We start from the raw sequence: 22,843 nt of genomic DNA, 5'->3' as shown, positions 1-22,843 counted from the left end.
TGGCTCAACGACAACACCGGCCAGCCGATCAAGCGATCCCTGATCGCCTACGACCACTAACCGTAGCCATCCCCCTTGGCATCAATCATCTAGCGGGCGGTTACACCGACAGGTCTCGCATGGCCGTGTAGAAGGCATGGTGACGTCCGAGTTCCCGCTCCACCGGCTCCACCACCATGGTCGCCGACACCGCCGCGACCCGGCGCCGCATCTCCCGTTCGAGCCGCTCGCGCTCCCTCGACGCCCCCAGCTCCACGAAGTTCCTGGACGCGATGCCGGACAGGGCCCCCAGCCCCAGTACGGAGGCCATCATGAGCCCCACCCACGGCAGCGTCGCCGTGTCGCCCAGCAGTTCGAGGGAGGACGGAACCTGGCCGGGCAGCAACAGCCCCACCGCCAGCCAGGCGAGCCCGGCCACGAACGCCACCACCAGGAAGTACTGCCAGATCTTGAGCAGCCGCCACCACGCCGGTACGCGATCGAGCTGCGGCGCGACCTCCGTGAGGTCTTCCGTCAGAGCCTGCGGGAGCTGGCTCGACCGGGAGCGCGCCGCCTGGTGCACGGCGGTGCGCCACACCGGGTCCATCCCCTGGGACAGTCCGTCGGCCAGCGCCTGCACCGCGTTGGAGACCTCGGCCGACTGAGCGCTCACCGTGGTGCTCGAGATACCGCGGATCTCCTGGCCGACGTCCTCCAGCTTGAGGCTCTTCAGCGGATCGGGACGGAACTTCGCGAACCACCTCGGGTACGGCCATCCGACCCACTGGTTCGACCGCTCCGCGTAGACGTTCTCCATGGCCTCGCCCACGGCCGGTACGCCCACGGCGTCACACAGCGCGTCCGTCAGCCCCATCCGGCGGGCCTCGTCGACGGCGGACGGCGCCGACAGCGCCTCCCCCATGGGCATCGCCTGGCTGAGCTTCTGCTCCAACCGGTGCAGGTCGGCTTCGAGCTTCTGGATGGCAGCCCGCCGCCGGGTGACCGCGGTCGCGATCACGCTCTTGAGGCTCTCGACGCCCCGCCCGGTGACCGCGGAGGTCGGGACCACGCTGGGGTGTTCGACGCCTTCGCGGCGCAGCAGGTCGTTGAGGTCGATGACCAGCTCGGCCAGCTCTTCGGTGGTCAGCCGGTCGGCCTGGTTGAGCGCGAACACGGTGACCGCCTCGTGCCCGGCCAGCTCCGTGACGTAGCGCCGGTGCGTGGAGGCGTCGGCGTACTTCTGCGGGTCGAGCACCCACACGACCAGGTCGGCCAGCCCGATGAGGCGGTCGGCCTCGGTGTCGGTGAGCGCCCGGATCGAGTCGTGGTCGGGCAGGTCGAGCAGGATCAGCCCGTGCAACTGGCTGTCGCCCTTGTCGAGAGCGCTGGCCCGCGAGAAGCGGTGCCGCCACTGGATCTGCAGCCAGTCGAGCAGCGGCCCGGCGCCCTCCAGCCCCCACACGCAGGCATGTGTACGGGCGGTGGTCGGCCTGCGTACGCCGGTCGGCGACAGCTCCAGCCCCGAGATCGCGTTGAACAGCGACGACTTGCCGCTGCCGGTGCCGCCCGCGAGGGCGACGACGGTGTGGTCCGACGACAGCTTGAGCCGGTCGCCGGCCCGCCGCAGCAGTTCGTTGGCCTCTTTGAGCAGTTTCTTGTCCAGCCGCCCCGGCCCCAGCTCCACCACCTTGGTGAGCGCGGTCAGCCGCGGAGCGAGCCCTGGCCTGGTGGTCATCGTGGTCATCGAGCGACCTCGAGGTTGTACGTCGCCTGGTAGAGGCGGGTGGCGACGGACTCGTCCGGAATGCCCGCGGAGTCGAGCGCTTGCACGTAACGCATTGCTTCCTCGTCGAACAACATGCCGATCCTGGCCCGCAGGTCGCTGAACGCCTTGGCCCCGATGCCGCGCAGCGACTCGGCGCCGAGCACGGCGTTGACCAGCCTGTGGGGCACTCCTTCACCATTGCCCCCGCTGAACATGGCGACCATGAAGATCAGGGCGAGCGAGTCGGGATCGAACGACACCAGCTTCGACACCGACCGCTTGGCCACACCCTCCGTGCGTACCAGCTCGCTCAGGTGCTCCTGCCAGGACGCGATGGCCCGGCCGGTGTGCCGTGCGAGGTTGTCGGACGGCCGGTCGAGACTCTCCCCCAGCTTGGCCCCCAGCCCCGAACGGTGCCGCCAGCGCGCCACCACCTCCTCCGAGGCGCGGTTGGCCGCGGCGACGATGACGGATTCGAGACCGGTACGGATCGCCGCCTTGAACGCCAGCACCCGCTCCGGCGCCTGCCTGTCCGGCCGGCCGCGCCTGCGGACCTGGAGCGAGCGCATGAGGTCGCCGGAGCCCGCGAAGTCCTGCCAGCGGGCCAGCACCTCGCCGTGCAGCAGCGAGCCGTTCTTGGACGCCTTGTCGATCTCGGTCAGGGCGCTCAGGAACGCCGCCTCCACGTCGCCGCGCAGCTCGGCCCTGAACGCGACCTGCGCCTCCAGGTGCTTGGCCAGCGCGGGTACGCGGGTGCGGAAGCTGTTGAGCACGCCGTTGAGCGTCTCGCGTACGGCCAGGGCCCGCCGCTCCTCGTCCACCGACAGCTCGGCCAGCCACAGCCGCAGGTCGGTCACCTCGCTGTCGGGCAGCCTCCCGTCGGCCACCTTCGACTCGTGGATGACGAACCTGTCGATGTCGCCGAGCCCGTATTCGGTGAGCATGCGTACGAAGTGCTTGAGCACCACGTCAGCCGACCTCTGCGGCACCCGCGACAGGACGATGGCCAGCCGCGCGCCCCGCTCCTTGGCCAGGCGCAGCAGGCTCCATGCGGGGGCGTCGGCGTAGCGGGCCGCCGTGGTGACGAAGATCCACAGGTCGGCGGCGTCGAGCATGCGGTGGGCGACCTCGTGGTGCTCCTCGACCACCGAGTCGATGTCGGGGGTGTCGAGCAGCGCGACGCCCTGCGGGAGCTTCTCGGTGGTGACGATGAGCAGGCTGCCCAGCCCGGCTTCGGGGGTGGCCTGCTCCAGGCGTTCGAGGCCGCCGAGCAGCTCTCCCTCCGCGAACCACTTGTGGTCTTCCGGGTGGCAGACCAGGACGGGGGTGCCGGTGGTCGGGCGGCGTACGCCGGTGCGCGAGACGTGCTTCTCGGCGAGGCTGTTGACCAGGGTGGACTTGCCCGCGCCGGTCGAGCCCGCGATCACGATGAGGGCGGGGGCGGCGGTGGTCTTGACCCTGGGCAGGACGTAGTTCTCGAGCTGGGCCAGCAGGTCGGTCTGGGCCTGCCTGGCCTCCGCAGAACCGGGCAGGTCGAGGCTGAAGCGCAGGTCGGCGACGCTTTCGCGGAGGGTGCCCAGGGCCGAGGTGAGGGCTTCGACGACTTCGGCGGGCAACGCCTCCACCCGCTCACGACCGGCCCTCCCGGTCTCGGGCTCGTCGGCCCCGACGCCCTCGGCAGCCGCCCGATCGGCGGAGTCGGGCCCGGCCCCTGCCGCTCCGGCGCCGGGCTCGGAAGCCGGCTCGCCGTCGTCGGAGCCGGTCTCGGCCGTCTCCAGCTCGATGGACTCCTCGGGCTCGGGCTCAGTCGGGGGCTCGGTCGTAGGCCCAGTCGTGGACTCGGCGTCGGACGCGTCGGCTCGCGGCGCGGCGTCCGCTTCCCCGGACTCGACGCCCTCGGCCCCGAGCCCCGCACGCCCTGGATCGAACCCGGGCTCTGCTTCCGCCGTCTCCGGGAAATCCGCGGACGCGTCGAGAGCTTCCGCCGTCTCAGGGAAATCCGCGGACGCGTCCGGAGCGTCCGCCGCGTCGGCGGGGCGTGGCGCGGGCTCGTCGTCTCGCGTGGTCGGCCGCGCCCCGCCGCTCGGCTCGCTCCCCGCCGGAGAGGGCGGGGGCGTGCGAACGCCTGGGCCACCGAGGGAGGCGGGCTTCACGAACAGGGAGGGGCGCTCGGAGGAGGGCTCGGGCTCCTCGAAGGCGGGCCGGAACGCGGGCGAGGACGCGTCGGAGGCCGGGGGCCGTCGCAGCGCCTCGGGCTTCTCGAAAAGCGACGGCCTGCGCGCAGGGGGCTCCTCACGAGCGCCCGCCCCGCCCCGAGCCTCGCGAGCGCCTGCACCGCCCCAGGGCTCGAAGTCGTCCGCCCCGCCCGGAGCCTCGCGAGTGCCCGCGCCGCCCCAGGGCTCGAAGGGGTCCGCCCCGCCCGGAGCCTCGCGGGCATCCGCGTCGTCCTGAGCGCCGCGAGCCTGGGCACCGCCCTCAGGCTCGGAGGCGTCGGGATCGCCAGGATCCGGGTGGCCGCCGGAGCCGCCCTCGACGGGCGCGGCGGCGGCGGCACGGTCGGCCTCGGGGCCGGCCGAGCCGGCTGCGGGCTCGGCGTGGGCGCCTTCTGGGGCGCCTTTCTGGGCGTCGTCGGGCGGGACCTCGTGGAGGTCCTGGTCGGTCACCGCGCGGAAGCTCAACGTCTGCTCCCCAGGTGACTCCTGTCGCCCGTCATCCATGGCCGTGTTCACGGCAAGCGCTCCGCTCGAACCATCTCGACCTCCAGGCCGACCCTCACGACGTCGCCGACGATGACGATCGCGGGCGGCCGTATCCCGGCCGCGGAGACGCGGTCGGCCACGGTGGAAAGCGAAGCGCTGACCGCCCGCTGGGTCGGAAGAGTACCGTCCTGCACCACCATTACGGGAGTCTCCGGCGAACGTCCGTCGCGGATGAGTGTCTCTGCCACCTTCGCCAGGCGCTCGACGGCCATCATCAGCACCAGGGTGCCCTCGGAGCGCGCCAGTGCGGGCCAGTCGACGGTGGACCTGGGGTCGCCGGGGGCCACGTGCACCGAGATGACGTGGAAAGCCTGGCTGACCCCGCGGTGCGTCACCGGTACGCCGGCCGCGCCGGGCACCGCGACGGCGCTGGTGATGCCGGGCACGACCAGCACCGGGATGCCGGCCTCCGCGCACGCGATCATCTCCTCGCCGCCCCGGCCGAACACGAACGGGTCGCCGCCCTTGAGCCGGACCACGAACTTGCCCTGCCTGGCGCGGTCGACGAGCAGCTCGTTGATCGTCTCCTGGGACAGCGCGCGGCCGTAGGGCACCTTGGCGGCGTCGATCAGCTCGACGTCGGGGGCCAGCTCGTCGAGCAGGGCCCGGGGCGCGAGCCGGTCGGCGACCACCACGTCGGCCTGGGCGAGCAACTGCCGCCCGCGCACCGTGATCAGGCCGGGGTCGCCGGGACCGCCGCCGACGAGGGCCACGCCGACCGGCTTGGTGCGGTTGCGGCGGGCGTCGACCGTGCCGTCGCGCAGCGCCTCGACGACCGCGTCTCTGATGCCCGCAGCCCGGCGCGGGTCGCCGCCCGCCGTGACGGCCACGCCGATCTCGTCGACCCGTCCGCTGGCCGGGGTCCAGGCGGCGGAGGCGTCTTTGTCGTCGGCGCGCACGCACCACACGCGCTTGGCCTCCGCCTCGGCGGCGACCGCCGTGTTGACCGACCGGTCGTCGGTGCACGCCTGCACGAGCCAGGCCCCGTCGCAGTCGCCGACCTCGTAGGGGCGGGCGTGCCACGTGACCCGGCCCGCGGCGATCAGGTCGTCGAGGGCCGGTGTGACGCTCGGCGAGACGACGGTGACCTCCGCGCCGGCCTCTAGCAGCGCGGGCACTCGCCGCTGCGCGACGTGCCCGCCGCCCACGACGAGGACCCGGCGGCCGGAAAGCCGCAGGCCGAGGAGGTAGGGACCCATGGGGGGAATCTCCCGTTCGCGGAGGTTGGTTGTCTTCAGAGGTAAACCTACCGGCTTCGCATCCGTCATTTGCTGCGCACGGGTCAACGCCCGTCGAGAAGGGGCTGGCGGGGATCCCAGCGAGGCCCGCCCCCATCGTCTTCACGGCGTCTGGCCATCGCTGACAAGGCTTCAAGGATAACCCGGTTCCCGAGGTGGGCGGTGATGTCCGCGTGATCGTACGGCGGCGCCACCTCGACCACCTCCATCCCGGCCACCGGCAGCTCGTAGCAGATCCGGCGGACGGCGTCGAGGAGCTCCCTGGCCGTGAGGCCGCCGGGCTCGGGCGTGCCGGTGCCAGGGGCGTGGCCAGGGTCGCAGACGTCGATGTCCACCGACAGGAAGATCTGGTCGCACTCGTCGAGGGCGATCTGGAACGACTCGGTCAGGCATTCGTCGAGCCCGCGGGCCACGATCTCGGTCATCTCGTAGGAACGCATGCGCTGGGCGGCCATCCAGCCCAGCGTCTCCGGCTCCGGCCAGTAGCCGCGCAGCCCGATCTGCAGGAACCTGTCGCCCCTGATGGCCCCCGACTCGATGAGCCTGCGCATGGGCTGACCGTGCCCGTACAGGTGGCCGAACGTGATGTCGCCGGTGTCGGCGTGCGCGTCGAAGTGGAGCATCGAGGTGCGCCCTGCCGCGTACGCCCTGGCCGTGCCCCTCGCGTCGGGCAGCGCGATCGTGTGGTCACCCCCGAGCACCATCGGGACCGCGCCCGATGACGCCACCCGGTGCACCGCCTCCTCGATCGCCGCGAGCGAGCCCTCGACGTCACCCGAGTAGCACTCCACGTCGCCGGCGTCCAGCACGCGCAGGTCGCGCAGGGCGTCGACGCGCAGCGCCAGGCTGGGCCTGGAGCCGTCGTGCGGCAGGTAGCACGCCTGGCGCAGCGCCATGGGGCCGAACCTGGCGCCCGGCCGGTTGCTGGTGCCGCCGTCGAAAGGCGCGCCGATGATGACCACGTCGGCGCCCGCGTAGGTGGCCGGGTCGTCGACGTCGCAGCGGTCGACTCCGAGAAATGTGATGTCCGGGCCGTACATGGCTCCATAACGAGACACTGTTCGCACCTCCAGCGTCTCCCATCATCACACGGGCTTCTCGGTCACTCCCGCCGAGTCGAACGTGGCCACCTCGTGCATCACCCGTACGGCCGCGCACACCATCGGATGGGCCAGCAGGCCGCCCGTGCCCTCACCGAGCCGCAACTCCAGCTCCACCAGCGGGCGCAGCCCGAGGTGGGCGAGCGCGGCGGTGTGGCCCGGCTCGGCGGAGCGGTGGCCGGCCACCCAGTGGTCGACGGCGGCGGGGGCGAGCGCGGCGGCCACGAGGGCGGCCGCGCCGGCGATCACGCCGTCGAGGATCACCGGAACGCGCGCCGCGGCGCCGTACAGGGCGAAACCCGCGATGGCCGCGTGCTCGAACCCGCCGACGCCCGCCAGGGCCCGCGACACCTCACCGGGGGAGCTGGGAGAGAAGCCCGTGAGCGCGTTCGCGCGCAGCGCGGCGCGGACGACGCCGACCTTGTGCGCGTGCGTCTCGTCGTCGATCCCCGTGCCCCTGCCGGTCACCTCGGCCGGGTCCTTGCCGGTGAACGCGGAGACCAGGGCGGCGGAGGCGGTGGTGTTGGCGATGCCCATGTCGCCGGTGATCAGGCAGCGCGCGCCCCCGTCGACCAGGCTCTTGGCCACGGCGATGCCGGCCTCCATCGCGCTGACGGCCTGGTCGGCGGTCATCGCGGGCCCCTCGGACAGGTCGGCGGTGCCGTACGCGACCTTGTGCTTGACCAGGTCGGGAGCGTCGGGCAGGTCGGCGGCCACGCCCACGTCCACCACGGTCACCGACGCGCCCGCCTGGGCGGCGAAGGCGTTGGCGACGGCCCCGCCGGACAGGAAGTTGGCGACCATCTGCACCGTGACCTCCTGCGGCCACGGGCTGACGCCGCGCGCGTGCACGCCGTGGTCGGCGGCGAAGATCGCCAGCGCGGCCGGCTCCGGCATGGGCGGCGGGCTCACGCCGGCCGCGCCCGCGAGGCGTACGGCTACCTCTTCGAGCACGCCGAGCGAGCCGCGGGGCTTGGTGAGGCGGTCCTGATGGGCGCGGGCCTCGGCGAGCGCCCCCGGGTCGGCCGGGCGAATCGCGGCCAGCGTCTCAGCGAGCACGACAAACCTCCACTTAGGGGACGAGCTGCAGCGCTTCCTCGTAGCGGTCGATCACGACGTCGGCCAGCGTCTCACAGTCGCCGATCACCTCGGCACAGCGGATGTCGAGATCGGGGTGCCCCGCGCCGTACGCCAGCGCCTGCGCCCACACGCGCTCCAGCATGCCGCCCGCGAACAGCAGGTACGGCACCACGATCACCCGCTTGGCCCCCAGCCGGCGGCACCGTTCGAGCCCGCCGGGCACCCCGGGCGGGGTGACGGACACGAACGCCGTCTCGACGGTCATGAAGTCGTAGGCGTGCGTCTCCCAGAACAGCCGTGACACCCGGTGGATCTCGGCGTTGGCCGTCGCGTCGGTGGAGCCCTCGCCCACCAGGACCACCGCGGTCTCCCCCGGCTCGACGTGCGCGTGGAGGTCGTCGGCCGGCGAGGAGTCGACGGCCCGCAGCCGGGGCCTGGCGCCCACCAGTTCGAGCGCGCGCGGCTTGGAGATCTCGGTGGCGGCGTCGTTGAGCCGCTCGGCCAGCAGCGCGAGCACGCGGGGGTCGGGGCCGAGGGGGCGGCCGTAGTCGTACATGAGCGTGGGGTGGCGCTGCTGCTCGATCGCCATCGCGGCGGGGAACTCCTCGCTCACCCTGCTGAGACTCAACGGCAACGCCACCAGCCGGTGGTGCCCCCTGGCGACCAGGGAGGCGACGGAGTCGCTCAGCCGGGGCGTGGCCCGCTCCAGGTAACCGCCGGAGACGTCGGCGCCCGTCTGGTCGAGGCGGCAGCGCAGGCGGTGTACGAACCTGCCGAACTCCGCGGCGTAGGCGTCGTCCTGTGAGCCCTGCCCGATCAGCAGGAGCGGCGGCTTCATCGTGAGGGATCTCCGGAGCGGTGGACAAAGACACGCGAGGATAACCGATGCACACCGGTAGGGAACAGGTCACGCTGTGTGCGCGGGCGTCGCATGCACCACGAACACGGGGTCGCAGGCGCTCAGACGATGTGAACCGTCGGGGTCGAGCGTGAGCTTCGAGGCCAGGATCTGGGTGCCCTCGCCACGATAGCCCTGATCGCGCAGCCGCTCCAGCACGGCCGGGACCTGCTCGACCTTGCGCAGCGCGCACACCAGCGCGCGCGGGCCCCTGGCGGCGCAGGCCAGGATCACGTCGAGGCCGCCGCCGCCGACGAAGACGGCGTCGGGGTCGGGCAGCGGCTCCAGCGCGGGCGGCGCCTGCCCTCTGGCCAGGGCCACCTTCACGCCGTGTGCGAGCACGTTGGCCCGCAACCGGGCGCACCGGCCCTCGTCGCGCTCGACGGCCACGACAGCCGCGCCCAGCCTGGCGCATTCGACGGCGATCTGGCCGACGCCCGCGCCCACGTCCCACACCAGGTCGCCGAGCCGGGGGCCCAGCTTGGCCAGCACGTACGCCCGCACCTCCGGCGGCAGCGGGCCCTCGGACGGCAGCGCCCACTCGGACGGCCCCGGCTGCGCCCCGGCCACCCAGCCCGCCTCCCCTGGCCGGTGCAGCGGGTCGATGACGAGCACCACGTCGGGGTCCTTCCACGGCCGGGTGGTGGCCTCGCCCATGCGGCTGTGCGTGACCCGTTCGTCGGGCCCGCCGAGGTCCTCGCACACGATCAGCGCGCGCGGCGTGGTGGGGGCCAGCTCTCTGGCGATCTCGCCAGGGCCGACGCCTGGCGCGACGAGCAGCGCGACCTTGGGGTGCGCGCGGCAGGCGTTGACCACCCGGTTGAGCTGGGCCGGGCCCGACGGGGCCACGACCAGGGCGTCCTCCCAGCCGAGCCCGGCGCGGGCGAAGGCGCGGGTGACGAGCGGCATGGCCGGCAGCACGTCGGGATCGAGGCCGTGCGCCCGCAACGCGCGTACGACGCCGAAGAAGCCGGGATCACCCTCCGCGACCACGACCGCCGGGCCCGCGCCGCGTTCGAGGTGGGCGTCGATCCTCTCCAGCAACGACCCCTGCCCGGCGGCCGTCGAGGCGAGCCCGAGCTGTCGCAGGACGGCGTCGGGGCCGATGACGAGCCCGGCCTCGTGCAGCTTGGCCACCGCCCTGGCCGAGAGGTCCGACCCGTCCCAGCCGACAACCGTGATCATTGAGCCTCACCGTCCTCAACTCAAGGGTGACCGCTCCCGCGGGGTTTCACAAAGGGTACGGGGGTCAGTCCGGTGTGCCCTCACGGCAGGTCCGCGGGGATGAGGCTGTAGACCACCAGGTCCTCGCCGTCGAGGGAGGCGCGGGCGACGCCCTCGCGGACGAAGCCGGCCTTCTCCGCCACCCGGCAGGAGGCCGCGTTGCCGGGGGCGGCGCGGAGCTGGAGCCGGCTGAAGCCCTGCTGCTCGAACAGCCAGCGGGCGATGGCCTGCACGGCCTCTCCCGCGTACCCGTTGCCCCTGGCCCAGGGCGCGGTCATGTAGCCGATCTCGACGGTCCGGTGGTTCCAGTCGACGTCGCGCAGGTCCAGGTTCGCGGCGAAGCGGCCGGTGCGCAGCTCTTCTGCGGTCCAGGCGATGCCCGCGCCCTTGATCCGCGCCCGCTCGGCGTGCTCGATGAACGCCCGCGCGTGCTGCTCGGAGTAGTCGCGGGGGATGCCCGTCATGGCCTGGGTGAGCGGGTCGCCGCCGGTCGCGGCCAGGTCGCGGACGTCGGCCAGGGACGGCGGGCGCAGCAGCAGCCGGGGCGTGCGCAGCTCGGTTCTGGGCAGGGTGTCGGAGGGCAGGCGGCCGTCCTCGCGCAGCAGGCCGAACAGCACCAGGTCGTGCGGGCCGTCCGCTTCGAGCACGGCTGCGCGCAGCACGCCTTCCCAGGTGAAGCCCGCTTTCTGGGCGACGCGGAGCGAGGCCAGGTTGTCCAGGTTCGCGGTGAGGTCGATCCGGCGCAGGCCGGTGTTCTCGAAGGTCCACGCGGCCAGCGCGCGCACGGCCTCGGTGGCGAAGCCTCGGCTGCGGTAGAGGGGGTGCACGCCGTAGCCGACCTCGGTCGTGCCCGCGCTCCACGAGGTCTTGAACAGGCTGATCGCGCCCACGATCAGCCCGTCGGCCTCGGCCATGGCCAGATGGACGCCCTGCCCCGAGCGGTGCAGCTCGTGGACGCCGCCCTCCAGCCACTGGGGGACCCCGGACGGCTTGGCGGGCGCGCCGGGCGGCAGGAACCGCGCGCCGGACTGAACGATCGAGCGGATCCGGGGAGCGTCGTGAGGGCCGAACGGCCGGAGCGTCAGCCGTGCCGCGGTGATGCTCACATCGGGGACGAACACGCTGGGCAGGGTACACACCCGCGATGTTTGCCCACGAAAGCGGGGGTAGGGGCGCACTGAGGAGGGAGGAAACCATGCAACGTGGGAGCGACAAGCACAACCCCCGCCTCGACGACCAGCAGAAGCACGAGACCGAGGGCCTGATACGCGGTGGCGGCACCACGCACGCCGAGGAGTGGAAGCAGCCCGAGGCCATGCCGGCGCCCGGTGAGGACGCGCTTGGGTCGTACCCGCCAGGACACGCGCCGGGCACCGCGGCCGGAATCACGCCGCGCGGCGTGAACGTCCGCAGCGACCTCGCGAAATGGCTCAGTGACGCCCGCTGGCCCGCGTCCAAGGAGGAGCTGGCGCGGCATGCCGAGCGCGCGGCCGCGCCGGACCGGGTGTCGGACATGGTGGAGTCCCTCCCAGAACGTCGCTACGTGAACGTGGCGGACGTCGCCAAGGCCCTGGGGCTGGGCGTGGAGGAGCGGAGGTGGTGACCGGTGCGGCTCGACTTCATCCGGCCGCTCTACGAGAGGCGCGGCCCGTACGCGTCGGTGTACCTGGGCGCGCTCACCGGGCCCGAGCGGGAGTCACACTGGCGCGGCGTACGCGACCGGCTCGACCACCAGGCCGACCGGGCGACCCTGGACGCGCTGGAGGAGGAGGCCCTGCGGGCCGCCGCGGGGCGTGCGCTGTTCGCCACGCACGGTGACGTGGTGGTGGCCGAGTCGTTGCCGCGGGCGCCGTACGAGCTGGCCGTGTGGACGCCGTTGCCGCACGTCACCCCCATGCTGATGGCCCGCGGCGAGAACGTGCCGCACCTGCGGGTCATCGTGGACCACGCGGGGGCCGAGCTGACCGTGTTCGGGTGCGGGGCGCCGCGCAGGGCCACCGTGGCGGCCGCCTCGTGGCCGCTGCAGAAGACCGCGCAGGGCGGTTGGTCGCAGAAGCGGTACGAGCGGGCGGTGGACGAGACCTGGGAGAAGAACGCGGCGGCCGTGGCCCAGGAGATCGACGAGCAGGTACGCCGCGTCCGCGTCGAGATGGTGCTGGTGGCCGGGGAGCCGAAGTCGCGCTCGTACCTGCTGCACCACCTCGGCACCAAGGCCGCCGACCGGGTGACGATGGTCGAGCACGGCAGCCGGGAGGACCACGGCCGGTTCGAGCAGGACGTCGAGCGGGCCCTCGACGACTGGCTCGCCCGCCGCCGCGCCGAGCTGCTCGAACGGCACCTGGAGTCCGCCGGGCCCTGCGGCATGGCCAGGGTCTCCCAGGCGCTGCGCGAGGGCCGGGTGCACGCGGTGCTCGTGCCCGGCGACCTGCCCGCCCCCGTCTGGATCGGCGAGGCGGGCACGCAGCTCGCCACCGACCAGGGCGAGCTGCGGCACTGGGGCGTGGAGAAGCCCGTCAGGGAGCGCTCCGACTCGGCCCTGGTGCGGGCCGCCGCGATGACGGACGCCGAGCTGTGGTTCACGGACGGCGTGCCGGAGGTCGCGGCGGTGCTCAGGTACTGAGCGGTCGGGTGCTGTGCGGTCAGGTGCTGATGATCACTTCGAGGGTGCGGGGGCCGTGCACGCCCTCCACCCGGTTCAGCTCGATGTCGCTGGTGGCCGAGGGGCCGCTGATCCAGGTGAGCGGGCGGGCCGGGTCGAGGCGGGCGACGGCCTCGGGCACGCCGGCCACGATCTGATCGGCCCGTACGACGCACAGGTGGTAGTCGGGCACCAGGGTCTGGGCCCGCGTGCCCTGGCCTGGGCCGTGGTCGAGGACGATGGTGCCGGTCTCGGCGATGGCCACGGCGCAGTTGGTGATCACGCCGTCGGCCGTCTTCAGGTCGGCCCAGCCGCCGGCCCGGTCGAACCCGTCGGGCACGATCATGCGCCGCTCGCCCACGGCGGCGTCGATCCGGCCGGGGACCTCCGCCTCGGGGACGACGTGCACGACGGCCCGGTAGTCGTCCACCCGCTCGGCGAACAGCCCCACGAGGTCGGCCGCCTCCCGCTCCGTCCGGTAGTGCCGGGGGATCTCGACGTCCGCGGCGCCGGCCACGGCCTCGCGGACCCTGGCGAGGATCTCCTCACGCGCGCTCATTCCGCTCCCACCAGTCTCTGAAGGATTCTTCCGGGATCTCGGGGACGTCCCTGGTGTCGGTCCACGCCGCCAGCGGGCCCGGCAGCCGCCTGGGCACCAGCTTGCGCAGGCGGGTGGCCGCGCGCTGCGCCCTGGCCAGCCGCCGGTGATCGTTGAGTATCCAGCCGGCGGCCTTCATCCCGGCCCGCTCCGCGGTCGCGTGCGGGGCCTTCGCCCGCAGGTCCACCAGGACCTCCGGGATGTCGATGGCCACCGGACACGCCTCGTAGCAGGCGCCGCAGAGGCTGGAGGCGTACGGCAGCGAGGCGTCCAGGTCGGAGGTCATGCCTCTGAGCTGCGGGGTGAGGATCGCGCCGATGGGGCCGGGGTAGACCGAGCCGTACGCGTGGCCGCCGGCGCGCTCGTACACGGGGCACACGTTCAGGCAGGCCGAGCAGCGGATGCAGCGCAGCGCCTGGCGGCCGACCTCGTCGGCGAGCACGTCGGTGCGGCCGTTGTCGAGCAGCACCAGGTGGAAGTCCTGGCCCTCGACCGCGCCGGTCCACATGCTCGTGTAGGGGTTCATCCGCTCGCCTGTGGAGCTTCGCGGCAGGAGCTGGAGGAACACCTCCAGATCCCGCCAGGACGGCAGCAGCTTCTCGATCCCGACCACGCTGATGAGGGTCTCGGGCAGGGTCAGGCACATGCGTCCGTTGCCCTCCGACTCCAGCACCACCAGCGTGCCGGTCTCGGCCACCATGAAGTTGGCGCCGGAGATCGCGACCTTGCTCCTGAGGAAGCGTTCGCGCAGGTGGAGCCGGGCGGCCTCGGCCAGGTCGGGCGGGTCGTCGGTGAGGTCGGGCGACACCTCGGGCATCTTCTCCAGGAAGATCTCGCGGATCTCCGACCGGTTGCGGTGGATCGCGGGGACCAGGATGTGGCTCGGGAAGTCGTCGCCTAGCTGGACGATCAGCTCGGCCAGGTCGGTCTCGTACGCGGTGATGCCGTGCGCGGCCAGCGCCTCGTTGAGCTCGATCTCCTGGGTGGCCATCGACTTGACCTTGACCACCTCGGTCTCGCCGGTGGCCTGGACCAGGCCGGTGACGATGCGGTTGGCCTCGGCGGCGTCCCTGGCCCAGTGCACGGTGCCGCCCGCCGCGGTCACGGCCGCTTCGAGCTGGAGCAGGTAGCGGTCGAGGTGGCGGAGGGTGTGGTCCTTGATGGCCTTGCCTGCCGCGCGGAGCTCCTGCCAGTCGGGCAGCTCGCCCACGACGCTCGCGCGCCTGCCGCGGATGGTGTGGGTGGCTTTGCGGAGGTTGAAGCGAAGCTGAGAGTTTTGAACGGCTTTTTGCGCGTTCTCCGGGAAATTTCCGGGCATGCCGAGGAATGTCGCACTCATCGGGCCCCCTCCGTCGACGCGAGGATCTCGGCCAGGTGCATCGTCCTGACACCGGTCTTCTGGCGGCTCAGCGTGCCGCCGATGTGCATGAGACAGGAGTTGTCCGCCGCGCACAGCACCTCGGCCCCGGTGTCGAGGATGCCGCGGGTCTTGTCGGCGCCCATCGCGGCGGAGACCGCCGGGTTCTTGACCGCGAACGTGCCGCCGAAGCCGCAGCACTCGTCCGCGCCGGGCAGCGGGACCAGCTCCAGGCCGCGTACGTGCCGGAGCAGCCGGGTGGGCCGGTCGCCCAGGCGGAGACTGCGGAGCGAGTGGCACGTCGGGTGATAGGTCACCCGGTGCGGGAAATACGCGCCGACGTCCTCGACCTTCAGGACGTCGATCAGGAACTCGGACAGCTCATACACCTTCGGGACGACCTCCGCGATCGCCGCCGCTCCCCTGCTGCCCGGCCTGGCCAGCCTCGGGTACTGCTCACGCACCATGGCCGCGCACGACCCCGACGGCGCCACGACGGCGTCGTACCCGGCGAACACCTCGGTGAAGTGCCGGGCCAGCCGCACGCCCTCCTCCCGGTAACCGGTGTTGACGTGCATCTGCCCGCAGCACGTCTGGGCGGCGGGGAAGTCCACGTCGCAGCCGAGCCGGCGCAGGAGCGACACGACGGCCTTGCCGGTGCCGGGGAAGAGCGTGTCGTTCACGCACGTGATGAACAGGGCGACTCGCACGGCTCTCCTTCCAAAGTGATGGCCAACGGTATGGTCCGACCACTGTATGGTCAGACCATATCTAACACACCTTTCCCCGGCCACCATCGGAGGCTTCGTTGGACGGCACCGGCTGGCGTCCCGTCAAGCGAACGCGGGCGTTCGAGGACGTGCTCGCGCAGATCGAGCGGCGGATCGCCGAGGATGGCCTGACGGCGGGCGACCGGCTGCCCGCCGAGCGCCACCTCGCCGAGCAGTTGGGCGTGAGCCGCTCCTCGGTACGCGAGGCCATGCGCGTGCTGGAGACGCTCGGCGTGGTCTCTTCGCAGGTGGGCAGGGGGCCCGACGCGGGCGCGGTGCTCACCTCGCGCCCCGACTCGCCGCTGACCGACCTGCTCAGGCTCCACCTCGGCCTGGCCAGCCTGGAGATGCGCGAGGTCATCGACGCCCGCCACATGATCGAGCAGTGGGCCGCCGCGCACGCGGCCACCGCGGGGGCCGACACCTCGGGCCTGGCCGCAGCCCTGGCCGGGATGGACGCGGCGACGTCGGCCGAGGAGTTCGTCGAGCACGACATCGCCTTCCACCGCGCGATCGCGGACGCCTCGGGCAACCGCCTCGTCGCCGCCATGATGCGCTCACTCCGCGACTCCATGCGCAGGTACTCGGTCGAAGCCGTCCAGCGCCTGGGCGACACGTCGGTCCTGCGCGCGGACCACGTGCGCATCCTGGAGGCCATCGGCCGCGGCGACCGGGACGAGGCCGTCCGCGCCGTCTCCGACCATCTGGCGCACGCCTACCCCTCGCTCTTCCGCTGATCGGCCCCGTCATTCCCGCCGGTCGGCCTCCCTGCAGTTGGCGCCGGAGCACGCGACCATGCCCGCCAGCCGCGCGTCCAGCCGCGCCACCAGCCCCGGATCGGCGGTCGCGGCCAGGTTGCGCAGCTCGTACGGGTCGGCGTCGAGGTCGTAGAGCTGGCGTTCGCCGGTCTCGTAGCGCACGTACGCGTACTGGTCGGTGCGCAGCGCCTGATAGGCCGGCACCGGCGTCTGGGCCGCCGAGGAGCGGTCGGACGGCCTGGCGAACTCCACGAGCACCTGGGTGCGCCACTCGTCCGGCGGTCGCCCGCGCAGCAGCGGCACCAGGGAGCGGCCCTCCACGAAGGGCGGCACCGTGGCCCCGCCGAGTTCGGCGATCGTGGGCGCGAGGTCGATCGTGGCCCCCATCTGGTCGATCATCGAGCCGGGCTCGACGCCGGGGCCGCGGACGACCATCGGAACCCTGATGGCCTCCTCGAACGGGGTGGTCTTGCCCTGCTTGAGCCGGTGTGTTCCGAGGTGGAAGCCGTTGTCGGAGCTGAAGAAGATGTAGGTGTCGTCGAGCTTCCCCGAGTCGCGCAGGGCGTGGACCACGGCCCCCACCAGGTCGTCCACCCCCAGCATGGACCTCAGCCTGGCGCGGAAGCGCTCGTCGACCTCGTCGACGGCCATGGGCGAGAGCGGCGGCCGGGTGCGCAGCCAGAGCGGCTCGGCGCTGACGTCGTCCTGGTTGAACGACGGCGTGCGCGGCGCCTTGGCCATCGGGAACCTGTCCACGTGCCGCAGGGCCGGGTTGGCCGGATTGTGCGGGCCGATCGGGGCCAGGAAGAGGAAGAACGGCTTGTCCGACCCTCTGATGAAGTCATACGCCTTGTTGGCCAGCACGTCGGAGAGATAGGCGTGCTCGGACCAGTTGTAGTCGTACAGGGTGCCGTTCTCGTTGAGGCGGTAGCCGTACTCCTCGTAGAGGGCGCGCACGGGCACGGACCACTCGTCCCAGCCGGGCGGCACGAACGTCTCGGGAGCGCTCGCCCCCGGATAGTGGTTGAGGAACTTGCCCATGAGCCCCGTGCGGTAGCCGGCCTGCTGCATCCAGGTGCCGATCGTGGAACGTTCCAGGCCGAGCGTGTGGAAGCGGTCGAAACCGCCCTCCGGCGCGGTGTTGGTCCACACGCTGTGACTGTGGACGTGCTGGGAGCGCAGGATCGACGCCCTCGACGGGCAGCACCAGGAGTTGGTCACGAAGAACCGGTCGAACGAGGCGCCCTGCCGTACGAGGTGCCGGGAGATGTTCGGAAAGTACGGCAGCGTGCCGCTCTCCAGGTCGTCGGCCAGCACGACCACGATGTTCGGCCTGGAGTCACCCTCGGCGACCGTGGGTTCGGCCGCCGGCAGGAGAAGCAGCAGGCAGGCGAGACGACAAAGAGCCTTGAGCACAGAATGTGACTTCCCCGATAGATCCGCCATTGACACTCTGACGGCCCACAGGGGTAATAGAACTTAATTCCGGAGGTGTCTCATGAAGCTCGGCCTGAACCTCGGCTACTGGCAGCGCAACGCCGACGACGCGACCGAATCCGTCCTGGCCGCCGAACGGCTCGGCTACGACTCGGTGTGGACGGCCGAGGCGTACGGCAGCGACGTGTTCACCCCGCTGGCCTGGTACGGCGCCCGTACGAGCCGCATCAAGCTGGGCACCTCGATCGCCCAGATCTCGGCCAGGCCGCCGGTCACGACCGCGATGACCGCGATGACGCTCGACCACCTCACCGGCGGGCGGCTGCTGCTCGGCATCGGCGCCTCGGGGCCGCAGGTCGTGGAGGGCTGGTACGGCCTGCCGTTCGCCAGGCCGCTGGCCAGGACGCGCGAGTACGTCGAGATCATGCGCAAGGTCTGGCGCCGCGAGGAGCCGGTCACCAGCGAGGGCGAGCACTACCCGCTGCCGCTGCCCGGCGGGCTGGGCAAGCCGCTCAAGCTCATCACGCGCCCGCTCAGGTCCGACATCCCCGTCTACCTCGGGGCGGAGGGACCCAGGAACGTCGCGCTGGCCGCCGAGGTGGCCCAGGGCTGGCTGCCGCTGTTCGCCTTCCCCGAGAAGATCGGGGAGATGTACGGCGACGCGCTGTCAGGCGCCCCCGACGGCTTCGACGTGGCCGCCATGGTGCTGGTGACCATCTCCGACGACGTGCGTTCCGCGCTGGACGGCGTCAAGACGATGCTGACGCTGTACATCGGCGGTATGGGCGCGAAACAGCGCAACTTCCACGCCGACATCATCGGCCGGATGGGATACGCCGAGGCCGCCGAGCACATCCAGGCGCTCTACCTGGCGGGGCGCAGGGACGAGGCGTTCCGGGCGATCCCGGACGAGTTGGCCGACGGCATCTCGCTCGTGGGCCCGCCCGGCCGGATCAAGGAACGCCTGGAGCTGTGGCACCGCAGCCCGGTCACGAGCCTGCTGGTCATGGGGGTCAGGGACGAGCCGTCGCTGAAGCTCGTCCGCGACCTCGTCCTGGGCTGACGAACCGGGCCTGCGCGGCGGTCGGTCGGGCCCATTAGTCAGGGCGGGGCGCGGGGTCGGCGGTGACCGAGCGGAGCAGCGGCCTGCTCAGCGCGCCCGCGCCGACCACCCCCGCGAAGCCCGCGACCACGCAGCCCACCAGCGTGACCACCCCGACCACGTTGACGCCGCCGATCATGAACGGCAGCGCGCAGAACGCCCCCACCAGGATCGCCCCGCCGCCCATCACCGTCAGCGGGATGAGCGTCTCGGCCCGCCTGGCCCTGTCGAGCACCTCCAGCGGGGTCCCGGCCAGCCGCAACAGCCCGTACGTCTGGCGCCGGTCCAGCACCGACGACGTGGCGGTGATCCCCGAGCTGGCGATGGCGACCAGGAACGACACCGACAGCACCACGATCGTGCCCACCCGGACGTCGGCCAGGATCTGGGTGCCGAAGCGCCGGTCGTCGCTCTGTGTGGTGGGCGTGCGGCCGGGAACGAGCCCGGCCAGCGCGGTACGCGCCCGGTCGACCGCGGCCGCGTCCGCCGAGCTGCCCAGGGCCGCGACCACGACGCCCTTGACCGGCTCGACGGTGGCCGTGACGCCCGCCGCCCGCAGCCGTTCGCGGGCCTGGTCCGTCACCTTCGCCGCCTGCCCGGCGGGCGCGGTGACGCGGAGCTGGGGCGGCCCGGCGGCCTCGCCGTCGAACGCCGCCGGGCTGAGCAGGCCGAGGAAGCCCGCCACGAAGCCGGTCAGCGCCACGCCGCTCACCGTGCGCCAGGCCGAGCGCGGGTCGTCCACGAGGCGGCGGGCGGCGAGCAGCCGGGCGGGCCCGCGAGCGCTCCTCGCCGCGATCCGGCCGATCACGCCGACCACCCACGGGCCGGCCAGGTTGACGCACAGGAACGCCAGGGTCAGCGCCACCGCGACGACCGCGACGCTGGTTCCCCTGGTCAGCAGCGGGAACGCGGCCAGCACCGCCAGCAGGGCGAGCACCCGTACGAACCGCAGGCCGGGCGGCGTCTCCCGCCTGGCCACGCCGAGCGGGCTGACCACCACCCGCCGCAGCCCCGCCACCGCCGACAGCCCCACCAGCAGCGGCACCGCGACCAGCACCCCCGCCAGGACGAGCGGCCCGGGGAACAGGTCCGCGACGAACCACGGCCCGCCCTGCATCTCGATCCCGGCCAGCAGCGGCACGGCCAGGGCGAAGGCCACGGCCCCGGTGAGCGCGCCGGCCAGCGCGACGATCACCGCCTCGGCCACGGTCATCGCGACCACCTGACCCGGGCTCGCCCCGACCAGCCGCAGCGCGGCCAGCCGCTGGTCACGCCGGGCCACCGTGAGCCGGGCCGCCGCCCCGCCGAAGACCAGCAGCGGCACCACCATGAGCACACTGGCGATGAGCGAGAGCACCCGGTACGCCTCGGCGTCCTCGCTCGGCGTCCCGGCCAGGCTCGCGACCTCGGCGGGCGGCTTGGCGATGATCCAGTCGTGGACGCGTTCCGCCGTCACCGCGGGGGCGTCCGGCTCGTGGCCGACGACCGCGACCAGTTCGTCCGGGTGCACGAGCGCCTCGTCGCCGAGCACGCCCGCCTGGCCCGGGTAGCGGGCGGCGAGTTCGTCCGGCGGCAGGTCCTCGGCCAGGGCGGCCAGGGCGGGCGACAGCCACACCTCGCCGGGCGCGGGGAAGCGGGGCAGGCCGGGCGGAGGGGCCGGGGACCTGCCCGGGAGCGCGGCCAGGTCGACGACGGTGATCTCCTGGTCGCGGACGAAGTCGTAACGCGACGCCTCGATCGCCACCGCGCCGGTGGCGGCGGGGACCGGGTTGCGCCAGGCGCCGCGCTCGGCCCTGGCCTGGAAGGCGGAGTTCGCGGCCACCGCGAACAACAGCAGCGCCGTGGCCACGGCCACCGCGCCCAGGGTGAGCCAGGTGCCGAGCAGCCCCCTGCGGCCGCCGCCCCTGAGCAGGCGCCAGGTCAGGTCGAGGTTCACGCCAGTGCCCCGCTCTCCAGGAGTCGGCCGTCGCGGACCTCCACGGTGCGGTCGCACCAGGCGGCCACGTTCGGGTCGTGGGTGACCACGATGAGGCAGGCGTCGTTGTGCTTGGTCGCCGCCACCAGCAGCCGCATCGTCTCCTGCCCGGTCTGCTGGTCGAGGGCCCCGGTGGGCTCGTCCGCGAAGACCACGGCCGGCCTGCTCACCAGCGCCCGCGCGATGGCCACCCGCTGCGCCTGGCCGCCGGACAGCTCGCCCGGCCGCCGGGTCTCCATGCTCTGCAGTCCGAGCGGGCCGAACCACTCGCGGGCCTGGCGTACCGCCTGGCTCCTCGGCACCCCGCCCAGCATGAGCGGGAGCGCCACGTTCTCCTCGGCGGGCAGCTCGGGCAGGAGCTGGCCGAACTGGAAGACGAAGCCGAACCTGGTACGGCGCAGTGCGCTGCGCTGCCGCTCCCCCATCGCGTCGATGCGCCGGCCGAGCAGGTGCACCTCGCCCGCGTCCGGCTTCATGATCCCGGCCAGGCAGTGCAGGAGGGTCGACTTGCCTGAACCGCTCGGGCCCATGATCGCCACGGCTTCGCCGGCCCGTACCGCGATGTCCACGCCGCCGAGGGCGACCGTCTGCCCGAACCTCTTGACCAGGGCTCGTCCAACAAGCACGTCGTTCATGGCGTTCAGCCTGTCGGGAGCGCTGTGCCCGGGTATCGGCCGTGCGTCCATAACCGCCTCGGCCGAACGGCCGATCCTTAGAGTTGGGCTGTGACTATTCGGGTGCTCATCGCCGACGACCAGCAACTGGTGCGTACCGGCTTCCAGATGATTTTGGACGCTCAACCGGACATTGAGGTCGTGGCCGCGGTCGCGGACGGGGCGGAGGCCGTGTCGGAGGCCAGGCGGCTGCGTCCGGACGTGTGCCTGCTCGACATCAGGATGCCCAAGCTCGACGGGCTGGAGGTCACCCGGGTGCTGGCCGGCCCCGGCGTGGAGAACCCCCTGCGGGTGGTCATCGTCACCACCTTCGACCTGGACGAGTACGTCTACGGAGCCCTGCGCGCCGGGGCCACCGGCTTCCTGCTCAAGGACAGCGGGCCCACGCTGCTGATCGAGGCGGTCAGGGCCGCCGCGGCGGGCGACGCGCTGGTGTCGCCGTCGGTGACCGTACGGCTGCTGCAGCACCTGGCCGGGCCCCGCAGGGTCGCGCTCCCGGCCGAGGACCCGCTGACCGAGCGAGAGCTGGACGTCGTGAGGCTGGTGGCCAGGGGGCGGACGAACAAGGAGGTGGCCGCGGAGCTGTTCGTGTCGCTTTCCACCGTGAAGACACACCTCGGGAGCATCCAGGCCAAGCTCGGTGTCCGCAATCGAGTGGGAATCGCGGCGTGGGCGTGGGAATCCGGCGTGGTGAGCTGATTAACAGCGGGGCTCCCGGGATACAAGTGAATCAGAACCTCAGCGCATGGCCCGGGGGGAGATCAACGTGCGCTACACCCAGGCATCGCCGACCAGAGCCGCCTCTGCCGTCTACGTGACGCTGACCGCTCAGGTCGTCTCCCTCGGCGCTCTCGTGCTCTTCGAGCTGGCTCGCGGACGCGACCTCGCCGCCCGGCTCGCCGCGTTCGGCGGGCGTCCCGAGGGGGCCGACGCGGAGGCGGTGGTGGGCGCGGTGACCGTGTTCGCCGTGCTGATGATGCTGGTGGCGGGCACCACGATCGCCGCCGCGGCGGCCTACGTGACCTGGCTGGTGCGCGCCAGGCGGGCCAACGACCGTTCAGCCGCGACGGGGCCGGTGGCGGCGGCCTGGCTGCTGCCCGGCGTCAACCTGGTCGCCCCGGTGGTGCTGGTCGACGAGGTGTGGCGCGGCGCCCGGCCGCCCGCGGGGCGGCGCGGCCGGTGGCTGGCGCTGCTGGCCGGATGGTGGCTGAGCTGGCTGACCGCGCTCGCGCTGGTGACGATCCGGCTGGCGCTCGACTCCTCCGCCGGCGACCTGACCGGGATGGGGCTGGTGGAGCTGGCCTGCGCGGCGGTGGCGGCGCTGCTGTGCGCGGCCACCGTACGCGAGCTGACGCGGCTGCAGCGGCTGGCCCGGTCGGCCCGTACCGCCGAGCCGGGCACCGTGCACGCCTTCTCGCCCACCCCGCCGCCGCGGGCCCACGGCTCCGCCCCGATCGGCCGTACGAGCTGATCCCGGTCGAGCGCGCGCTC

General features: G+C 72.8%; 20 protein-coding genes. 6 read left to right on the top strand and 14 right to left on the bottom strand.

The features are described 5' to 3' along the window. Positions 1-100 precede the first annotated feature (100 nt). The 8 genes from ACZ6S0_RS25065 to ACZ6S0_RS25030 form a co-directional block, all read right to left on the bottom strand. Complete coding sequence (locus ACZ6S0_RS25065) at positions 101-1,723, bottom strand: YfjP family GTPase (RefSeq protein ID WP_465921752.1); 1,623 nt, start codon at positions 1,721-1,723, stop codon at positions 101-103. After that, positions 1,720-4,461, bottom strand: a complete 2,742-nt coding sequence (locus tag ACZ6S0_RS25060; RefSeq protein ID WP_465921751.1) for a dynamin family protein — start codon at positions 4,459-4,461, stop codon at positions 1,720-1,722. The genes ACZ6S0_RS25065 and ACZ6S0_RS25060 overlap by 4 nt, the downstream gene beginning before the upstream one ends. Positions 4,462-4,469: 8 nt before the next feature. Beyond that, complete coding sequence (cobA, locus tag ACZ6S0_RS25055; RefSeq protein ID WP_465921750.1) at positions 4,470-5,702, bottom strand: uroporphyrinogen-III C-methyltransferase; 1,233 nt, start codon at positions 5,700-5,702, stop codon at positions 4,470-4,472. A gap of 83 nt (positions 5,703-5,785) precedes the next feature. Beyond that, the gene (gene speB / locus ACZ6S0_RS25050) at positions 5,786-6,799 is read right to left on the bottom strand and encodes an agmatinase (protein WP_465921749.1); all 1,014 of its coding nucleotides are present in this window, start codon (positions 6,797-6,799) and stop codon (positions 5,786-5,788) included. Positions 6,800-6,826: 27 nt separating this feature from the next. After that, positions 6,827-7,900, bottom strand: a complete 1,074-nt coding sequence (gene cobT / locus ACZ6S0_RS25045) for a nicotinate-nucleotide--dimethylbenzimidazole phosphoribosyltransferase (protein WP_465921748.1) — start codon at positions 7,898-7,900, stop codon at positions 6,827-6,829. A gap of 13 nt (positions 7,901-7,913) precedes the next feature. Next, entirely contained in the window at positions 7,914-8,759 is an 846-nt protein-coding gene (locus tag ACZ6S0_RS25040; protein ID WP_344871705.1) for a sirohydrochlorin chelatase, read from the bottom strand. Between the two features lie 69 nt (positions 8,760-8,828). Continuing rightward, positions 8,829-10,004, bottom strand: a complete 1,176-nt coding sequence (locus ACZ6S0_RS25035; protein WP_465921747.1) for a bifunctional cobalt-precorrin-7 (C(5))-methyltransferase/cobalt-precorrin-6B (C(15))-methyltransferase — start codon at positions 10,002-10,004, stop codon at positions 8,829-8,831. A gap of 80 nt (positions 10,005-10,084) precedes the next feature. Next, entirely contained in the window at positions 10,085-11,164 is a 1,080-nt protein-coding gene (locus tag ACZ6S0_RS25030) for a GNAT family N-acetyltransferase (RefSeq protein ID WP_465921746.1), read from the bottom strand. 74 nt (positions 11,165-11,238) lie between these two features. Here ACZ6S0_RS25030 and ACZ6S0_RS25025 point away from each other — a divergent pair, with 74 nt between their 5' ends. Next, a complete protein-coding gene (locus tag ACZ6S0_RS25025) occupies positions 11,239-11,646 on the top strand; it encodes a DUF2795 domain-containing protein (RefSeq protein ID WP_465921745.1) in 408 nt (135 codons plus the stop codon). Between the two features lie 3 nt (positions 11,647-11,649). Next, complete coding sequence (locus tag ACZ6S0_RS25020; RefSeq protein ID WP_465921744.1) at positions 11,650-12,663, top strand: baeRF2 domain-containing protein; 1,014 nt, start codon at positions 11,650-11,652, stop codon at positions 12,661-12,663. Between the two features lie 19 nt (positions 12,664-12,682). On the opposite strand, the gene ACZ6S0_RS25015 is transcribed toward ACZ6S0_RS25020, so the two are convergent. Genes ACZ6S0_RS25015 through ACZ6S0_RS25005 form a run of 3 tightly spaced genes read right to left on the bottom strand, consistent with a single transcriptional unit; the run spans position 12,683 to position 15,346 of the window. Then, entirely contained in the window at positions 12,683-13,240 is a 558-nt protein-coding gene (locus ACZ6S0_RS25015; RefSeq protein ID WP_465921743.1) for a LutC/YkgG family protein, read from the bottom strand. After that, on the bottom strand, positions 13,227-14,618 hold the full coding sequence (locus ACZ6S0_RS25010; protein ID WP_465921742.1) for a lactate utilization protein B: 1,392 nt from the start codon (positions 14,616-14,618) through the stop codon (positions 13,227-13,229). The genes ACZ6S0_RS25015 and ACZ6S0_RS25010 overlap by 14 nt, the downstream gene beginning before the upstream one ends. Next, positions 14,615-15,346 (bottom strand): (Fe-S)-binding protein, encoded by a 732-nt coding sequence (locus ACZ6S0_RS25005; protein WP_465921741.1) that lies wholly within the window; start codon positions 15,344-15,346, stop codon positions 14,615-14,617. The genes ACZ6S0_RS25010 and ACZ6S0_RS25005 overlap by 4 nt, the downstream gene beginning before the upstream one ends. Positions 15,347-15,444: 98 nt before the next feature. On the opposite strand from ACZ6S0_RS25005, the gene ACZ6S0_RS25000 reads away from it, so the two are divergent. Further along, positions 15,445-16,143, top strand: coding sequence for a FadR/GntR family transcriptional regulator (locus ACZ6S0_RS25000; protein WP_465921740.1), 699 nt, complete (start codon positions 15,445-15,447; stop codon positions 16,141-16,143). Positions 16,144-16,152: 9 nt separating this feature from the next. On the opposite strand, the gene ACZ6S0_RS24995 is transcribed toward ACZ6S0_RS25000, so the two are convergent. After that, positions 16,153-17,580, bottom strand: coding sequence for a sulfatase family protein (locus ACZ6S0_RS24995; RefSeq protein WP_465921739.1), 1,428 nt, complete (start codon positions 17,578-17,580; stop codon positions 16,153-16,155). 82 nt (positions 17,581-17,662) lie between these two features. Here ACZ6S0_RS24995 and ACZ6S0_RS24990 point away from each other — a divergent pair, with 82 nt between their 5' ends. Continuing rightward, positions 17,663-18,664, top strand: a complete 1,002-nt coding sequence (locus ACZ6S0_RS24990) for an LLM class F420-dependent oxidoreductase (RefSeq protein ID WP_465921738.1) — start codon at positions 17,663-17,665, stop codon at positions 18,662-18,664. 34 nt (positions 18,665-18,698) lie between these two features. Here the strand turns inward: ACZ6S0_RS24990 and ACZ6S0_RS24985 are convergent, their stop codons facing one another. Both ACZ6S0_RS24985 and ACZ6S0_RS24980 read right to left on the bottom strand, forming a co-directional pair. Next, the gene (locus ACZ6S0_RS24985) at positions 18,699-20,639 is read right to left on the bottom strand and encodes an FtsX-like permease family protein (RefSeq protein WP_465921737.1); all 1,941 of its coding nucleotides are present in this window, start codon (positions 20,637-20,639) and stop codon (positions 18,699-18,701) included. Then, positions 20,636-21,313 (bottom strand): ABC transporter ATP-binding protein, encoded by a 678-nt coding sequence (locus tag ACZ6S0_RS24980; protein WP_465921736.1) that lies wholly within the window; start codon positions 21,311-21,313, stop codon positions 20,636-20,638. Before ACZ6S0_RS24980 ends, ACZ6S0_RS24985 begins: the two co-directional genes overlap by 4 nt. Before the next feature lie 90 nt (positions 21,314-21,403). On the opposite strand from ACZ6S0_RS24980, the gene ACZ6S0_RS24975 reads away from it, so the two are divergent. After that, the gene (locus tag ACZ6S0_RS24975) at positions 21,404-22,051 is read left to right on the top strand and encodes a response regulator (protein WP_465921735.1); all 648 of its coding nucleotides are present in this window, start codon (positions 21,404-21,406) and stop codon (positions 22,049-22,051) included. 46 nt (positions 22,052-22,097) lie between these two features. Continuing rightward, positions 22,098-22,823, top strand: a complete 726-nt coding sequence (locus ACZ6S0_RS24970; protein WP_465921734.1) for a DUF4328 domain-containing protein — start codon at positions 22,098-22,100, stop codon at positions 22,821-22,823. Positions 22,824-22,843: the final 20 nt, after the last annotated feature.

This window comes from Nonomuraea sp. NPDC051298 (genome assembly GCF_055586305.1).
The sequence above is the reverse complement of the archived record's forward strand: the minus strand, read 5'-3'. Positions and strand labels throughout refer to the sequence as shown.

Excerpts from the sequence above, each read along its gene's own strand:
- ACZ6S0_RS25015 (WP_465921743.1), bottom strand. The coding sequence starts at position 13,240 with ATGAGCGCGCGTGAGGAGATCCTCGCCAGGGTCCGCGAGGCCGTGGCC.
- ACZ6S0_RS25035 (WP_465921747.1), bottom strand. The coding sequence starts at position 10,004 with ATGATCACGGTTGTCGGCTGGGACGGGTCGGACCTCTCGGCCAGGGCG.
- ACZ6S0_RS24970 (WP_465921734.1), top strand. The coding sequence starts at position 22,098 with ATGGCCCGGGGGGAGATCAACGTGCGCTACACCCAGGCATCGCCGACC.
- ACZ6S0_RS25040 (WP_344871705.1), bottom strand. The coding sequence starts at position 8,759 with ATGAAGCCGCCGCTCCTGCTGATCGGGCAGGGCTCACAGGACGACGCC.
- cobA (WP_465921750.1), bottom strand. The coding sequence starts at position 5,702 with ATGGGTCCCTACCTCCTCGGCCTGCGGCTTTCCGGCCGCCGGGTCCTC.
- ACZ6S0_RS24980 (WP_465921736.1), bottom strand. The coding sequence starts at position 21,313 with ATGAACGACGTGCTTGTTGGACGAGCCCTGGTCAAGAGGTTCGGGCAG.
- ACZ6S0_RS24990 (WP_465921738.1), top strand. The coding sequence starts at position 17,663 with ATGAAGCTCGGCCTGAACCTCGGCTACTGGCAGCGCAACGCCGACGAC.
- ACZ6S0_RS25065 (WP_465921752.1), bottom strand. The coding sequence starts at position 1,723 with ATGACCACGATGACCACCAGGCCAGGGCTCGCTCCGCGGCTGACCGCG.
- ACZ6S0_RS25010 (WP_465921742.1), bottom strand. The coding sequence starts at position 14,618 with ATGAGTGCGACATTCCTCGGCATGCCCGGAAATTTCCCGGAGAACGCG.
- ACZ6S0_RS25060 (WP_465921751.1), bottom strand. The coding sequence starts at position 4,461 with ATGGATGACGGGCGACAGGAGTCACCTGGGGAGCAGACGTTGAGCTTC.
- ACZ6S0_RS25025 (WP_465921745.1), top strand. The coding sequence starts at position 11,239 with ATGCAACGTGGGAGCGACAAGCACAACCCCCGCCTCGACGACCAGCAG.